The 16119-nt window shown below is 55.1% G+C and carries 17 protein-coding genes; 14 read left to right on the top strand and 3 right to left on the bottom strand.

The window, feature by feature from the left end; translation table 11 throughout:
- Positions 1-108 precede the first annotated feature (108 nt).
- The 6 genes from CWM58_RS29425 to CWM58_RS27250 all read left to right on the top strand — a co-directional run bounded on the left by CWM58_RS29425 (position 109) and on the right by CWM58_RS27250 (position 4919).
- Positions 109-231: a hypothetical protein gene (locus CWM58_RS29425; protein WP_014228882.1), complete on the top strand. Its 123-nt coding sequence runs from the start codon at positions 109-111 to the stop codon at positions 229-231.
- A gap of 420 nt (positions 232-651) precedes the next feature.
- On the top strand, positions 652-846 hold the full coding sequence (locus tag CWM58_RS27270) for a DUF1482 family protein (protein WP_021462581.1): 195 nt from the start codon (positions 652-654) through the stop codon (positions 844-846).
- 42 nt (positions 847-888) lie between these two features.
- Positions 889-1233: an Rrf2 family transcriptional regulator gene (locus CWM58_RS27265; protein ID WP_014228879.1), complete on the top strand. Its 345-nt coding sequence runs from the start codon at positions 889-891 to the stop codon at positions 1231-1233.
- A 141-nt stretch (positions 1234-1374) separates the two neighbouring features.
- Positions 1375-3513, top strand: a complete 2139-nt coding sequence (locus CWM58_RS27260; RefSeq protein WP_100682196.1) for an exonuclease — start codon at positions 1375-1377, stop codon at positions 3511-3513.
- A gap of 52 nt (positions 3514-3565) precedes the next feature.
- Entirely contained in the window at positions 3566-3811 is a 246-nt protein-coding gene (locus CWM58_RS27255) for an excisionase (protein WP_012542206.1), read from the top strand.
- Positions 3792-4919, top strand: coding sequence for a site-specific integrase (locus CWM58_RS27250; protein WP_014228877.1), 1128 nt, complete (start codon positions 3792-3794; stop codon positions 4917-4919). Before CWM58_RS27255 ends, CWM58_RS27250 begins: the two co-directional genes overlap by 20 nt.
- A 117-nt stretch (positions 4920-5036) precedes the next feature.
- Here the strand turns inward: CWM58_RS27250 and icd are convergent, their stop codons facing one another.
- A complete protein-coding gene (icd, locus tag CWM58_RS27245) occupies positions 5037-6287 on the bottom strand; it encodes an NADP-dependent isocitrate dehydrogenase (protein WP_008806032.1) in 1251 nt (416 codons plus the stop codon).
- A gap of 240 nt (positions 6288-6527) precedes the next feature.
- On the opposite strand from icd, the gene rluE reads away from it, so the two are divergent.
- Genes rluE through purB form a run of 5 tightly spaced genes read left to right on the top strand, consistent with a single transcriptional unit; the run spans position 6528 to position 10886 of the window.
- Positions 6528-7178 carry a 23S rRNA pseudouridine(2457) synthase RluE gene (gene rluE, locus CWM58_RS27240; RefSeq protein ID WP_032729972.1) on the top strand — a complete coding sequence of 217 codons (651 nt, stop codon included), beginning with the start codon at positions 6528-6530 and terminating at the stop codon, positions 7176-7178.
- Positions 7179-7194: 16 nt separating this feature from the next.
- A complete protein-coding gene (locus CWM58_RS27235) occupies positions 7195-7653 on the top strand; it encodes an NUDIX hydrolase (RefSeq protein ID WP_100682195.1) in 459 nt (152 codons plus the stop codon).
- Between the two features lie 56 nt (positions 7654-7709).
- Positions 7710-8816, top strand: coding sequence for a tRNA 2-thiouridine(34) synthase MnmA (mnmA, locus tag CWM58_RS27230; RefSeq protein ID WP_074386605.1), 1107 nt, complete (start codon positions 7710-7712; stop codon positions 8814-8816).
- Between the two features lie 54 nt (positions 8817-8870).
- The gene (hflD, locus tag CWM58_RS27225) at positions 8871-9512 is read left to right on the top strand and encodes a high frequency lysogenization protein HflD (RefSeq protein WP_004140557.1); all 642 of its coding nucleotides are present in this window, start codon (positions 8871-8873) and stop codon (positions 9510-9512) included.
- Positions 9513-9515: 3 nt separating this feature from the next.
- A complete protein-coding gene (gene purB / locus CWM58_RS27220) occupies positions 9516-10886 on the top strand; it encodes an adenylosuccinate lyase (protein WP_072124892.1) in 1371 nt (456 codons plus the stop codon).
- A gap of 54 nt (positions 10887-10940) precedes the next feature.
- Here the strand turns inward: purB and CWM58_RS27215 are convergent, their stop codons facing one another.
- A complete protein-coding gene (locus CWM58_RS27215; RefSeq protein WP_012542212.1) occupies positions 10941-11303 on the bottom strand; it encodes a cupin domain-containing protein in 363 nt (120 codons plus the stop codon).
- Positions 11304-11386: 83 nt separating this feature from the next.
- On the bottom strand, positions 11387-12193 hold the full coding sequence (locus CWM58_RS27210; RefSeq protein WP_100682194.1) for an AraC family transcriptional regulator: 807 nt from the start codon (positions 12191-12193) through the stop codon (positions 11387-11389).
- Between the two features lie 283 nt (positions 12194-12476).
- Between CWM58_RS27210 and phoP the strand changes: the two genes are divergently transcribed.
- The 3 genes from phoP (at position 12477) to CWM58_RS27195 (ending at position 15821) form a co-directional block, all read left to right on the top strand.
- Entirely contained in the window at positions 12477-13148 is a 672-nt protein-coding gene (phoP, locus tag CWM58_RS27205) for a two-component system response regulator PhoP (RefSeq protein ID WP_004150807.1), read from the top strand.
- A complete protein-coding gene (gene phoQ / locus CWM58_RS27200) occupies positions 13148-14614 on the top strand; it encodes a two-component system sensor histidine kinase PhoQ (protein ID WP_061155059.1) in 1467 nt (488 codons plus the stop codon). The genes phoP and phoQ overlap by 1 nt, the downstream gene beginning before the upstream one ends.
- An 85-nt stretch (positions 14615-14699) precedes the next feature.
- Positions 14700-15821, top strand: a complete 1122-nt coding sequence (locus tag CWM58_RS27195) for a cupin domain-containing protein (RefSeq protein ID WP_012542214.1) — start codon at positions 14700-14702, stop codon at positions 15819-15821.
- Positions 15822-16119: the final 298 nt, after the last annotated feature.

Here is a 16119-nt window from a genome sequence, read left to right as displayed (position 1 = left end):
CCACGAAGTAGCTGCCGGCGGCATACGAAACACCGGATGAGATGACAGCAATATCAATCGCAGCAGGTTCAACGTTCGGCTGCCCGGCCTTAAGGGAAAGAAATGAGTATGGATAAAGCATATGAAGACTATTTTGAAAGCCTCTCTGAAGGTGAGGAGGCGCTGAGTTTCAGCGAGTTTACCGCGGCGCTTTCAGGTAAGCCGGCAGACTGCGCCTCTTCTGAAATGTAATGGAAATCCTGCGCGCTTCGTGGTGGTGAATTGCAGGGTGAAAAAGCTCAATCGTGAAGATCAGCGTCACGACACCACCGACGAAGCGCGTCGAAGTAGTGAAAATAAAAAATCAGGGTTTGCAATGCGGTGAATGCGGCTATGCGCACGCGACACAGTTAAAAAAGTAAACATGGCGGTTATTCACACGTTGTGGGGAAAAAGTTGTCGGCGGTAGTTGTTAACTGGCTGCCGTCACCGGGAGGCACCCGGCGCCGCATTGCAAAACCACATCCTAATACTGAGTTAACTGGAGATAACTATGAAGGATTTTGCCCGAGTACCTACCGGGAACCAGGCGACCCGCCTGAACTGGTTCGAGGTGAGACTACGCCAGCTGTGTTACTTGCTGGCGCAGAAAGGAAACCCTGAGGCTGAGGCATGAATACCCTGTTTGCCCTTGTCATCAGCGTTTGTGCTCTCACTGGTGAATGCTCTGATGTTCTGATCGGTGTTTATCCATCAGAGGCCAGTTGCAACAGCAACGCCGATGAACAAAAAGTACAGGGCCAGTGCCTCCCCTACCGAAATGCACAAAACATGGCTGACGACCAACAGCCTGCAGCGAGTTTTTGAATCGAGTTTTGACCAATGGCCGTTACGGCCGGAGAAGTGATTATGGAATTTGGAATGAAACGCGTTCTGGCATCTGTCCAGGCCGCCGCCACTTTGAATAAGCTCTATGACGGCTCGCCCGTTTCACTGACGGCCATCAGTAAAGAGTCAAAGCTGTCTACTTCATACCTTGAGCAGATCTTCAAAAAGCTGCGGGCGGGTAACCTGGTTATTTCACAGCGTGGCCCAGGTGGTGGTTATAGCCCCCGCGGCGATGACATCACCGTTACAGAAGTGATCACTGCGGTATCTAAACTGCCAGCCCATAAAACTTTTGAGCCTATCCTGCGAGCGCTTGACGACGTTCGCGTATCACAGCTGCTGCGGGGCGATTCGCCAGCCCCATAAAGCACAAAACCCGCGCAAGGCGGGTTAAGTACCCGGTCAGCCGACCAAAGCTTTCCGGAATCGAGTTTTGACCAATGACCACCACCAGGGCGGCTGCCATCAGCTGCCGGGTATCTTACAATCCAAAGGAGCCCAAACGCAATGAACAACTACCCGTATCTCATTAAAGCTAAGGCAAAAGCAAACGAAGCGAAAAGCCTCTTCTGCTGGTTCTCTGCTAAATCCGATTCTCGCGCCGAGCGCAAAATCCTGGACATCCTGGAAGACGCTGAAATTAACGTTGGCCGTGGCGCCAGCCATCAGCTGCCGATCCGCACCAACTGGCTCATCGTTGATGACTTACCGGAAGAAGGTGTACTGGATGACACCTGGTGCGATCGCTACGAGCTTGGTGGTGAAGACGGGCTGACATGGCAAAAAATCGTTGCGCCGGCGGCTGCTGAACCACAGCCCTCCAGTAAACCAGAAAACGATATATCTCCTGCAAATAGTGATGAAGAAGACTATTCGAACAATGAAGAAGCACTCTTCAACCTGGCGGAAATGTCATTCCGCACGCAGCTGCTTGCCCAGTATATGGCCGACGAACGTCACGTGTATCACATTAGCATTCCTCATCGTAACCGCCTTTCAGCGATGGAAATGGATACGGATAATCAGGGTGTGCAGAATCTGCTGCTGACGGCAGAAAATATTCCGGAGCTTAAAAAATATGATATGCCTGGCCTGTGGAAATTTACCAGTGCATTTAAGAGCGTATTTCCTGTGGGGAAACGCCATGAGCTCGGCAAGCAAATTCAGTTCGCCAAATTGTGGCTTGAAACGTCGCACATTGACCGCGGGATCCTTACAAAGGAATGGGCTGCTGGACACTATATCACCTCAATAAACAAAACCGATACCGGCGCCAATGCTGGTGGCGGTAACAAAACTGACCGCAATCCGGATTATCAGCATTCGCTGGATACACTGGATATAGAGATCGCTCTTGCGACGATGCCTATGGATTTTGATATCTATAATTTTCCGGCATCAGTCCACCGCCGCGCGAAGGAAATAGTACAGAAGAAAGAAAGTCCATTTAAAGAATGGTCTGCAGTATTACGGAGCACACCAGGCATCCTTGATTATTCCCGTGCAGCGATTTTTGCACTTATCAGGGAAGCATCCAGTGGAATAACTCTTTTTCCAGATCGGTTGCGTGGCTACATCAACACGAATCTGACTGAACATAAGCATGATACCCCGAGCGCTGAAACGCTTGCCAAGGCGGGGCATATTCCATCTGCTGCAGTCACTCTGGATGCAATAAACCAAGCAATCGCCGGAGAGGATTGCAGCGCAAAACTGGAAACACTCTCCTCCGACTTCAAAGCAGTTGGTACCGAACTGGTAAAAGAGGCTCAAAAGCAACGTCCAGACGCTAATCAGGTTCCGGCCTCCGAGCGCGGCGAATATGTTGAAGGGATTAGCGACCCTACGGATCCGAAGTGGGTGACCGAAGACCTTACCAAGACCAGGCAGCCTGAAGTTTCAAAAATTGGGGACGGAGTATTTTCCATTGACGGTCTTTTTGACGTTACGGGCAAGGCTAACCAAAAAGAAAAAACAGATGAAGTTGTTCATCAAACGGATGCTGTAGATATTGAATCCGGTCATCATAATAAGGAGGAAGATCAGCCAATTGATTATGTTCACGTTATGGTTGATCTGGAAACCATGGGTAAAAAACATAACGCCCCTATCGTCGCTATTGGTGCGGTTGTTTTTGACCCGGCAACCGGCTCTATTGGCGAAAGTTTCTATAAAGTCGTATGCCTTGAATCCTCTGTGAACTGGGGCGCCGTAATCGATCCATCTACTGTTATCTGGTGGCTTAAGCAGTCTTCCGAAGCACGCTCTGCGATCGTAAATGATGATGCTATCCCGTTGCAGGATGCATTACTCCAGTTCAGAGAATTTGTTTCTGATAATGTCGCTGGTGGGAGCAAAAAGGCACAGGTATGGGGTAACGGTGCGTCATTTGACAACTCTATTCTGCGTTCTTCTTACGATTGCATTGCTGAAGATTATCCGTGGGAATACTGGAACGATCGGGACGTACGAACAATGGTAGAGCTCGGCCAGGCCATTAGCTTCGACCCCAAAACAACGATCCCGTTTGAAGGGGCTCGTCACAATGCCCTCGCTGATGCTATTCATCAGGCCCGCTATGTATCAGCGATCTGGCAGCGAATAATTGCCGGCAATCAGGTGCTGCAAAAAGTGATGCAAAACTGATTTTTTATTTTCAGATACTGGCCCAGCAATGGGCCATAATGAGGTAAAACATATGCTCCAGATGTTAACCCTTGAAGAGTGGGCAAACGAGAAATACAGAAGCAATCCTCCAAGTGTTTCCACTCTCAGGAATTATGCTAAACAGAATATGTTTTCTCCCCCAGCCAAAAAAGAAGGTCGATTCTGGCGCGTCAGGGAGGATGCTGAGTTGGTCGGTACATTGACCACTCCTGTAGTAAAGAAAAGCGACCCTGTTCTTTTGCAGAGGATTTTGAACGATGGCTGCCAGACCACGTAAAAATAATATATCTATTCCAAATTTATACCCGCTCTTCAGTAGAAAGGTTAATAAAGTATACTGGCGTTATAAGCACCCGATAACTGGTAAGTTTCATAGTCTAGGAACAGACGAAGCAGAGGCCACGGCAATAGCTATTGAAGCAAATAAAAGACTGGCGGAACAACAAACCCGCCAGATAATGGCAATCACTGACAGAATTTCCACCAGCTCAGGAAAATCAATATCAACTAACACTTGGCTTGAACGTTACTGGAAGATTCAGCAGGAAAGATTAAAGTCCGGAGATATTAAAGAAAACACTATCAAACAAAAAGCAAAACCAGTATCTCTGCTTAAGGAACGGGTAGGAATGAAATTAATATCCGCTGTCAATGTTCGAGATGTTGCGCAAATTCTTGATGAATATTTAGCGGAGGGACAACCCAGAATGGCTCAGGTCATTCGCTCTGTCCTAATAGATGTTTTTAAAGAAGCTCAGCATGCGGGAGAAGTACCTCCTGGTTATAACCCTGCACTAGCAACTAAACAACCTCGTAGAAAGATCACTCGCCAGCGCCTCACACTTGAGGAATGGCAAAAGATTTTTGATATAGCCGATGAAAATCACAAATACATGGGGAACGCCATGCTTTTAGCCATAGTAACAGGACAGCGACTAGGTGATATATCCCGTATGAAATTCTCGGACATCTGGGACGATCATCTACACGTTGAGCAAGAGAAAACCGGAAGCAAAATCGCTATACCATTAGCTCTGCGTTGCAACGCAATCAACTGGAGCCTCCGAGATGTAATCAGTCGTTGCCGGGATTATGCAGTAAGCCCTTATTTGGTTCATTTCTTTAGAACCACCTCACAGGCTGAGCGAGGAGCACAGGTGAAACCCAGAACACTGACCATGAATTTCAGCAAGGCAAGAGACAGTGCAGATATTGACTGGGGACAAGGTACCCCGGCAACTTTCCATGAACAAAGATCGCTTTCCGAGCGGCTATATAAAGCCCAGGGTATAAACACGAAAGATTTACTTGGACATAAAACTCAACAACAAACGGATAGGTACCATGATGATCGAGGTAAGGGGTGGACAACGGTGGCCTTATGAGGTTTTTCGGGAGGGGTTTTGATAACTTGTTTTGATAAAATTTTGATAACCGTTCGAAAACTAATAATAAAAACGGGAACCATCAGGTTCCCGTTCTGACATAATCTGAGGGCCAGATTACATGTTCGCGATAATCGCGTCGCCAAACTCGCTACATTTCAGCAGTTTAGCGCCTTCCATCAGACGTTCGAAGTCATAGGTCACGGTCTTGGCGGCGATAGCGCCTTCCATGCCTTTGACGATCAGGTCTGCGGCTTCGAACCACTGCATGTGGCGCAGCATCATCTCTGCGGACAGGATGATGGAGCCCGGGTTCACTTTGTCCTGGCCAGCATATTTCGGCGCAGTACCGTGAGTCGCTTCGAACAGCGCGCACTCGTCACCGATGTTGGCGCCCGGGGCGATACCGATACCGCCAACCTGTGCCGCCAGCGCGTCAGAGATATAGTCGCCGTTCAGGTTCATACAGGCGATAACGTCGTATTCCGCCGGACGCAGCAGGATCTGCTGCAGGAACGCATCGGCGATCACGTCTTTCACCACGATCTCTTTACCGGTGTTCGGGTTCTTGATTTTCACCCACGGGCCGCCGTCGATCAGCTCGCCGCCGAACTCTTCGCGAGCCAGCTGGTAGCCCCAGTCTTTGAACGCACCTTCGGTGAACTTCATGATGTTGCCTTTGTGCACCAGGGTGAGGGAATCACGATCGTTGGTGATCGCGTATTCAATCGCGGCGCGAACCAGGCGTTTGGTGCCTTCTTCAGAGCACGGCTTGATGCCGATACCGCAATGTTCCGGGAAGCGAATTTTCTTCACGCCCATCTCATCGCGCAGGAATTTGATGACTTTGTCTGCTTCAGCAGAGTCGGCTTTCCACTCGATACCTGCATAGATATCTTCTGAGTTTTCACGGAAGATAACCATATCGGTCAGTTCAGGGTGCTTAACCGGGCTCGGGGTGCCCTGGTAGTAACGTACCGGACGCAGGCAGACGTAGAGGTCCAGCTCCTGGCGCAGCGCCACGTTCAGAGAACGGATGCCGCCGCCGACTGGGGTGGTCAGAGGACCTTTAATAGCAACGCGGTAGTCACGAATCAGATCGAGGGTTTCAGCTGGCAGCCAGACATCCTGGCCATAGACTTGGGTCGATTTTTCACCGGTGTAAACTTCCATCCAGGAAATTTTACGCTCGCCCTTATAGGCTTTCTCAACGGCGGCATCAACCACTTTCAGCATCGCTGGGGTAACGTCAACGCCGATACCGTCACCTTCAATGAACGGGATAATCGGATTGTGAGGGACGTTCAGTTTGCCGTTTTGCAGGGTGATTTTTTGACCTTCCGCCGGAACTACTACTTTGCTTTCCATTAACCTCTCCTTCGAGCGCTTCTGGTTCTGCTCTTCCCTCTTCACGCGAGCCTGGTGTTGGCTGAGTCGGCCAGCTCCAGCGTACCGGGTTTTCCCGCTAAGCGGAGCTATCGCGTCCGTGTCGCCTTCCTGCCTGTAGTGCGAATCGGTTTGAGCAATTTTTTGTTAATAATTTGTAATGAGCATGTCAATACTACCTGAATGTTTGCATCCATGAAAGGCATTCGTAATTAGGCTATAATGCGGCAATTGATAGAGCCTGAAAATACCATGCAGAAAACTTCATTTAGAAAACATCGCGTTGAGCGATTCAGCACACAACAAGTCACCAGACAACGTAAAGAACACCAGCCAAAAACTGTGATCTTGTTCAATAAACCCTATGATGTGTTGCCACAATTTACCGACGAGGCCGGGCGCAGCACGCTGAAAGATTTTATCCCCGTGGCGGGCGTCTACGCCGCCGGTCGTCTTGACCGCGACAGCGAAGGCCTTCTGGTGCTGACCAACGATGGCGCGCTGCAGGCGAAGCTAACCCAGCCGGGTAAACGCACCGGCAAGATTTACTACGTCCAGGTGGAAGGAGAACCCACCGCCGAGGCGCTGGCCGCGCTACGCAACGGCGTCACGCTCAACGATGGCCCCACCCTGCCTGCTGGCGTGGAAGTGGTGGAGGAGCCCGCGTGGCTGTGGCCGCGCAACCCGCCTATTCGCGAGCGCAAATCGATCCCCACCTGCTGGCTGAAAATCACCCTCTACGAGGGACGTAACCGCCAGGTGCGCCGGATGACCGCCCACGTCGGCTTCCCCACCCTGCGCCTGATCCGCTACGCCATGGGCGGCTATACGCTTGACGGGCTGGCCAACGGCGAATGGCGTAGAGCCGAATAACCGAAAAGGAAAAGCGATGTTTAAACCTCATGTTACTGTAGCCTGCGTGGTTCATGCCGAGGATAAATTCCTCATCGTCGAAGAGACCATTAACGGCAAAGCGCTGTGGAACCAGCCGGCGGGCCACCTGGAGGCCAATGAGACGCTGCTGCAGGCCGCCGAACGCGAACTGTGGGAAGAGACCGGCATTCGCACCACGCCGCAGCACTTCATCCGCATGCACCAGTGGGTCGCTCCCGATAACACGCCGTTTCTGCGCTTCCTGTTCGCCATCGAACTTAGCGATCTGTGCGCCACCGAACCGCATGACAGCGATATCGATCGCTGCCTGTGGCTCAGTGCTGAGGAAATTCTTAACGCGCCGAACCTGCGTTCACCGCTGGTTGCCGAAAGCATTCGCAGTTATCTGCAGGACCCGCGCCAGCCGCTGTCGCTGATTGGCGCATTTAACTGGCCGTTCACAGGGGGTGAATGAACGGTGAGCGCGTGCTAGAATACGCCGCCTCGAAGTTCAATGTAGCGAGTATTTCCATGTCAGAAAGCCAGAAAAAAGTGATCGTCGGCATGTCCGGCGGCGTCGACTCCTCGGTCTCCGCGTACCTGCTGCTGCAGCAAGGGTATAAGGTGGAAGGCCTGTTCATGAAGAACTGGGAGGAAGACGACGGCGAGGAATACTGCACCGCCGCCGCCGACCTTGCCGACGCGCAAGCGGTCTGCGATAAGCTGGGCATTGAACTGCACACCGTTAACTTTGCCGCCGAATATTGGGACAACGTCTTTGAGCTCTTCCTGGAAGAGTACAAAGCCGGCCGCACGCCGAACCCGGATATTCTGTGCAATAAAGAGATCAAGTTTAAAGCCTTCCTCGAGTTTGCCGCCGAAGACCTCGGCGCCGACTACATCGCCACCGGGCACTATGTGCGCCGCGCCGATGTCGACGGCAAAAGCCAGCTGCTGCGCGGCCTCGACGGTAACAAAGATCAGAGCTACTTCCTCTATACCCTTAGCCACGAGCAGATTGCCCAGAGCCTGTTCCCGGTGGGTGAGCTGGAAAAACCGCAGGTGCGTAAGATCGCCGAAGAGCTGGATCTGATCACCGCGAAGAAAAAAGATTCCACCGGCATCTGCTTTATCGGCGAGCGTAAATTCCGCGATTTCCTTGGCCGCTATCTGCCGGCGCAGCCGGGCAAAATCCTCACCGTCGACGGCGAGGAGATCGGTACCCATCAGGGGCTGATGTACCATACTCTGGGCCAGCGTAAAGGGCTGGGTATCGGCGGCACCAAAGAGGGTAGCGAAGATCCGTGGTACGTGGTGGATAAAGACGTTGAGAACAATATTCTTGTCGTCGCCCAGGGCCATGACCACCCGCGCCTGATGTCCGTCGGCCTGATTGCCCAACAGCTGCACTGGGTTGATCGTGAACCGCTGCGGGGCACCCTGCGCTGCACGGTGAAAACCCGCTATCGCCAGACCGATATCCCCTGCACCGTCACCGCGCTGGATGAAGACCGTATCGAAGTCCGCTTCGATGAGCCGGTCGCGGCGGTCACCCCGGGCCAGTCCGCGGTGTTCTATTTAGGTGAAGTATGCCTCGGCGGCGGTATTATTGAACAACGACTGCCTCTGCAGTCCTGAACGCGCGTTATTTCCGTCGGGACGAACCGCCCCGACGGCTGACAAGGAGTATGTGTGGCGAAGAATTACTATGACATCACGCTGGCGCTGGCTGGCGTTTGCCAGGCGGCACGACTGGTTCAGCAACTGGCGCATCAAGGACATTGCGACAGCGATGCCCTGCATGTGTCGCTGAACAGCATCATCGACCTCGATCCCGAGTCGACGCTGGCGGTGTTCGGTGGCAGTGAAGCCAATCTTCGCCTCGGCCTTGAAACGCTGCTCGGGGTGCTCAATACCAGCAGCCGTCAGGGCCTCAATGCTGAACTGACGCGCTATACCCTGAGCCTGATGGTGCTGGAGCGCAAGCTCGCCGCCAGTAAAGGGGCGATGGACACGCTCGGCAACCGCATCGCCGGCCTGCACCGTCAACTGGAACACTTTGACCTGCAGTCCGAAACGCTGCTCAGCGCCATGGCAGGCATCTATGTTGACGTGATAAGCCCGCTGGGGCCGCGTATTCAGGTGACCGGCTCCCCTGCCGTGCTGCAAAGCCCGCAGGTGCAGGCGAAAGTTCGCTCAGCGCTGCTGGCGGGTATTCGCGCCGCGGTGCTCTGGCATCAGGTGGGCGGCGGACGTCTGCAGCTAATGTTTTCCCGTAATCGTCTGGTTAACCAGGCAAAGCAAATTCTTGCTCATTTAACCCCGGAGTTGTGATCTATGGAATTATCCTCACTGACCGCCGTTTCCCCTGTAGACGGCCGCTACGGCGATAAAGTCAGCGCGCTGCGCGGTATCTTCAGCGAATTCGGTTTGCTGAAATTCCGCGTTCAGGTGGAAGTACGTTGGCTGCAAAAACTGGCCGCCCACGCAGCGATCAAGGAAGTTCCTGCTTTTGCTGCCGACGCAAACGGTTTCCTTGACAAAATCGTCGCCGATTTCAGCGTCGAAGACGCGGAGCGCATCAAAACCATCGAGCGCACCACCAACCACGACGTGAAAGCGGTAGAGTATTTTCTGAAAGAGAAAGTCGCTGACGTCGCCGAGCTGCACGCGGTATCAGAGTTTATTCACTTCGCCTGTACGTCTGAAGACATCAATAACCTCTCTCACGCGCTGATGCTGAAAACCGCCCGCGACGAAGTGGTTCTGCCTTACTGGCGCAAGCTGATTGACGCGGTAAAAGATCTGGCAACCCAGTACCGCGATGTGCCGCTGCTCTCCCGTACCCACGGTCAGCCGGCGACGCCGTCCACCATGGGTAAAGAGATGGCGAACGTCGCCTACCGTATGGAGCGCCAGTACCGTCAGCTGAACCAGGTGGAAATCCTCGGTAAAATCAACGGCGCGGTGGGTAACTACAACGCCCACATCGCGGCCTACCCGGAAGTCGACTGGCATCAGTTCAGCGAAGAGTTCGTCACCTCGCTGGGCATTCAGTGGAACCCGTACACCACCCAGATCGAGCCGCATGACTATATCGCTGAGCTGTTTGATTGCATCGCGCGCTTCAACACCATTCTGATCGACTTCGATCGCGATGTGTGGGGCTACATTGCGCTCAACCACTTCAAACAGAAGACCATCGCCGGAGAGATCGGCTCCTCCACCATGCCGCACAAGGTGAACCCGATTGACTTCGAAAACTCCGAAGGCAACCTCGGCCTGGCCAATGCGGTCATGCAGCACCTGGCCAGCAAACTGCCGGTTTCCCGCTGGCAGCGCGACCTGACCGACTCCACCGTCCTGCGTAACCTCGGCGTAGGCATCGGCTATGCGCTGATCGCCTATCAGTCCACCCTCAAAGGGATCAGCAAGCTGGAGCTGAACCAGGATCGCCTGCTGGACGAACTGGATCACAACTGGGAAGTACTGGCTGAGCCGATCCAGACCGTGATGCGCCGTTACGGTATCGAAAAACCGTACGAGAAGCTGAAAGAGCTGACCCGCGGCAAACGCGTTGACGCGGAAGGGATGAAGCAGTTTATTGACAGCCTCGCCCTGCCGGAAAACGAAAAAGTGCGCCTCAAAGCGATGACCCCGGCCAACTATATTGGTCGGGCAACCACCATGGTTGACGAGCTGAAGTAATCGCCCTGCCCCTCTTTCCGCCGGAAAGAGGGGCGTTTTGTCGCCGGAAAGCAATCAGATCCAGACGTCGTTCACCGCCGTCCGCTCACCGCCCTCATGGCCGGTATTCAGCACGCCACGCGGCTCAATCAGCATGAGCTTCGCTTCCGTCTCCGCCGAGGTCTTATGTTCCACCCCGCGCGGCACGACGATCATCTCCCCGGCCTTCACCAGCACATGTCCGTCGCGGAAGTCCACGCGTAATACCCCCTCCACCACCATCAATGTCTCATCGGTTTCCGGGTGGCTGTGCCAGATAAAATCGCCGGCGATGCGCACGATCTTGAACTGATAGTCGTTCATCTCAGCCACCACTTTGGGCTGCCATTGTTCGCTGAACAGGGAAAATTTCTGAGCAAGATTAACGAGTTGATACATGGGCTGTCTCCTTGTGATAAAGGCAGTCAGCATAGTTCGCCTCGCCGCGGTAACGCTTGAACGATTGTGCAACCTGCACCGCGCTAGCCGCGGATCGCCCGCAGCCAGCGGCCCGGAGAGAGACCAAAGCGGCTGATAAACTGGCGCGTCATGTGGCTCTGATCGGCAAAGCCCGCGTCGGCGGCAATATCCACCAGACGCTCCCCGGCGCGCATCCGCTGGCGGCAAAAATCGAGCCGGCGCATCATGACGTAACGCCACGGGCTGGTGCCGTACAGCGTTCTGAAATCACGACTCAGGCTCCAGCGGTCCCGGCCGCTCACCTGCGATAAGGTGTCGAGGGTCATATCCTGCATAAAACAGGCATGGATATACTCCCGGGCCCTCTCCGCCGCCTGATAGTCAAATGCCTGGCGACGGGAACGCTGCCCGCCGACCACAGCCAGGGTCTGCGCCAGGTCGTACAGAGCATCCTCTTCCTCCAGCGGCTCGAAGGTGTCCGTGACCGCTTTTAACAACGGCTGCGCGGCGCAACGCAGGCGCGGATCCGCCGACAGGCCGCCGGGGATAAACGGCAATGGCCTGCCGCCGAGTATCCTCTGGATCAGCGCCGGTTCGATATAGACCATGCGGTAGTGAAACCCCGCCTCGGTGCCCGCCTCGCCGTCGTGTATTTCGTCCGGGTGAAGCACCATCGTCCCGCCAGGCAGACTGTGCTGTTGCCCGCCGCGATAGTGAAAGCTCTGCACGCCGGCAATCGTCTGGCCGATAGCATAGGTATCATGCCGGTGCGGCTCGTAGCCGTGGCCGCCGAAGAAGGCTTCGATGCGTTCCGTCTGACTGGGCGACTGCGCCAGCCTGACCCAGTCCGCACTTTTCTGCTGAGACATAATGGATAACCTGCGGCGTCATTGAGAGGTGATCCCAGCACTATTACACAAAAAATTAACATCACCAACCTGCGCACTGCCCGCGCCCTACCGCTGGGCGTTTGCTGAAATAACGCATAGAATGAAGGAGTTCCATGCACTAGGCGCAAAGGGCATCGCCGAAGGCTGGCCTGCCTGGCGGTGTTATGCGCCGTTGGTATAAAAAGCTTTATTTAACAGCTGTTTATATTTTGCGTATATAATGAGCGTCAGATTACTATCAACACAGGAAGGGAGAACAGTCATGCGCGTACTCGTGGTTGAGGATAACGCCCTGCTGCGTCACCACCTCAAAGTTCAGCTGCAGGAGCTGGGCCATCAGGTCGATGCGGCGGAAGATGCCAGGGAAGCGGACTACTATCTGGGCGAACATCTCCCGGATATCGCCATCGTCGACCTCGGCCTGCCGGATGAAGACGGACTATCGCTGATCCGCCGCTGGCGCAGCCACGATGTGTCGCTGCCGGTGCTGGTGCTGACCGCCCGCGAAGGGTGGCAGGATAAAGTGGAAGTGCTGAGCGCCGGGGCGGATGATTACGTCACCAAGCCTTTCCATATTGAAGAGGTTGCCGCCCGCATGCAGGCGCTGCTGCGCCGCAACAGCGGCCTGGCCTCGCAGGTGATCTCCCTGCCGCCGTTCCAGGTTGACCTCTCCCGGCGCGAGCTGTCAGTCAACGACCAGCCGATCAAGCTGACGGCCTTTGAGTACACCATTATGGAAACCCTGATCCGCAACCGCGGCAAAGTGGTCAGCAAAGATTCCCTGATGCTCCAGCTTTACCCGGATGCCGAACTGCGTGAGAGCCATACCATCGACGTACTGATGGGCCGGCTGCGCAAGAAAATTCAGGCTGAATACCCACAGGACGTCATCACCACGGTGCGCGGCCAGGGCTATCTGTTCGAACTGCGCTGATGAAGGGATTGTTGCGACATATCTTCCCCCTGTCATTACGGGTTCGCTTCCTGCTGGCGACCGCTGGGGTCGTGCTGGTGCTGTCGCTGGCCTATGGCATGGTAGCGCTGGTGGGCTACAGCGTCAGCTTCGATAAAACCACCTTCCGCCTGCTGCGCGGCGAGAGCAATCTCTTCTATATGCTGGCGAAATGGGAGAACGGCGCTATTGACGTCGATATCCCGGAAAACCTGAATATGGAAAGCCCGACGGTGACCCTTATCTACGATGAGAAGGGCAAACTGCTGTGGGCGCAGCGCGATGTCCCCTGGCTGGCGAAACGCATTCAACCGGAATGGCTGAAGAGCAATGGTTTCCATGAGATCGAAGCCGATGTCGACAGCAGTAGCATGCTGCTGCGCAACAACCACGAGATTCAGGAACAGCTGGACGCCATCCGCGAGCAGGGCGACGATTCGGAGATGACCCACTCGGTGGCAATCAACCTCTACCCGGCCACCAGCAAAATGCCCCAGCTCAGCATTGTGGTGGTCGATACCATTCCGGTGGAGCTCAAGCGCAGCTATATGGTGTGGAGCTGGTTTATCTACGTGCTGGCCGCCAACCTGCTGCTGGTGATCCCCCTGCTGTGGGTCGCCGCCTGGTGGAGCCTGCGGCCTATCGAGTCGCTGGCGAAAGAGGTGCGTGAGCTGGAGGAGCACCACCGCGAAAAGCTCAATCCCAACACCACCCGCGAGCTGACCCGGCTGGTCAGCAACCTTAATCGCCTGGTTCGCAGCGAGCGTGAACGCTATGACAAATACCGCACCACCCTTACCGATCTCACCCACAGCCTGAAAACGCCGCTGGCGGTGATGCAGAGTACGCTTCGCTCGCTGCGCGGCGAGAAGATCAGCGTCGACGAGGCGGAGCCGGTGATGCTGGAGCAGATAAGCCGCATCTCGCAGCAGATTGGTTACTATTTGCATCGCGCCAGCATGCGCAGCGGCGGTACCCTGCTAAGCCGGGAACTGCACCCGATCGCCCCCCTGCTCGACAGCCTGACCTCCGCCCTCAACAAGGTCTATCAGCGTAAAGGGGTCAATATCTCGCTCGACATCTCGCCGGAGATCACTTTTGTCGGCGAGCAGAATGATTTTATGGAAGTGATGGGTAACGTTCTCGATAACGCCTGTAAGTACTGTCTGGAGTTCGTGGAGGTTTCCGTGCGCCAAACCACCGACAGCCATCTGCATATTCTGGTGGAAGACGATGGCCCGGGGATCCCGCAGAGCCAACGCCGCGCCGTCTTTGACCGCGGCCAGCGGGCAGATACGCTGCGTCCCGGCCAGGGTGTGGGGCTCTCCGTCGCCCGCGAAATCGTCGAGCAATATGACGGGGAGATTATCGCCAGCGAAAGCCTGCTCGGCGGTGCCTGCATGGAGGTGGTGTTTGGCCGCCAGCTGATGGAAGATAAACAGGGTTAATCATTGAGTTTTTTAACGGCGCCTGCATCGCCGGGGCGCCGCATCCGTTATAATCCCTGTCAGACACCTGCAGTGGAATATCAATATGGATTATCAATTAACGCTTAACTGGCCCGACTTTATCGAACGCTACTGGCAAAAACGGCCGGTGGTATTGAAGCGCGGCTTCGCCAATTTTATCGACCCCCTAAGCCCGGACGAACTGGCTGGACTGGCCATGGAGAGCGAGGTCGATAGCCGCCTTGTCAGCCATCAGGATGGAAAATGGCAGGTCAGTCACGGTCCCTTCGAAAGCTACGATCACCTGAGTGAAAACAACTGGTCCCTGCTGGTGCAGGCGGTTAACCACTGGCATGAACCCTCGGCGGCGCTGATGCATCCGTTCCGCGCTCTGCCGGACTGGCGTATCGACGATCTGATGATCTCCTTCTCGGTACCCGGGGGCGGCGTCGGTCCGCATCTGGATCAGTATGATGTGTTTATCATTCAGGGCACCGGCCGTCGGCGCTGGCGCGTCGGGGAAAAGGTGCCGATGAAACAGCACTGCCCGCATCCGGACCTGCTGCAGGTTGACCCCTTCGAGGCGATCATCGATGAAGAGATGGAGCCGGGCGATATTCTTTATATTCCGCCAGGATTCCCGCATGAGGGGTATTCGCTGGAAAACTCGCTCAACTATTCGGTCGGCTATCGCGCGCCGAATGCCCGCGAGCTGTTCAGCGGCTTTGCCGACTACGTTCTCCAGCGCGAACTGGGCAGCCAGCGCTACGCCGATCCGGACGTGCCGTCCCGCGACCATCCGGCGGATATTTTACCCGTCGAACTCGACCGCCTGCGCGAGATGATGTTGGGGCTGATTAACCAACCAGAGCACTTTAAACAGTGGTTCGGCGAGTTTATCACCCAGTCGCGTCATGAGCTCGACGTCGCGCCGCCGGAGCCGCCGTATCAGCCAGATGAAATTTACGATGCTCTGCAGCAGGGCGACACGCTGGAACGGCTGGGCGGCCTGCGGGTGCTGCGCATTGACGGCGAGGTGTTCGTCAATGGTGAGAAGATCAACTCCCCGCACCGCCCGGCGCTGGACGCCTTAGCCACCCATCTGACACTGCGCGCCGACCATTTTGGCGATGCGCTGGAGGATCCTTCTTTCCTCGCCATGCTGGCAGCGCTGGTCAACAGCGGCTACTGGTTCTTTGGCGACTGAGCCATCATCCTGCCCGGCGGCGCTGCGCTTGCCGGGCCTACAAACAGCACGATTTCCGTAGCTCCTGTATCGGTTTGCAACGGTTTCGACCCGGGAAAAACGTTTGTTCTGTGTTATTTCCGAGCAGATTGCGCTCCCAATATGTATTCTGCGTTATGTCACTCATGAAGTAGGGAGCGCACAGGGGGCGGCCAGTCGCCGCCGCCCCCTGTACCCCCGGGCTCCGGCCAGCAAAATCGCCACTTCGTGGTGCCTTCGACTTATCCCTGCAGGCTTCGGGTCGGGCCGAGGCAGCGTC

The sequence above is a fragment of the Klebsiella sp. H-Nf2 genome, from assembly GCF_002806645.1.
GTDB lineage: Bacteria > Pseudomonadota > Gammaproteobacteria > Enterobacterales > Enterobacteriaceae > Klebsiella > Klebsiella variicola.
The sequence above is the reverse complement of the archived record's forward strand: the minus strand, read 5'-3'. Positions and strand labels throughout refer to the sequence as shown.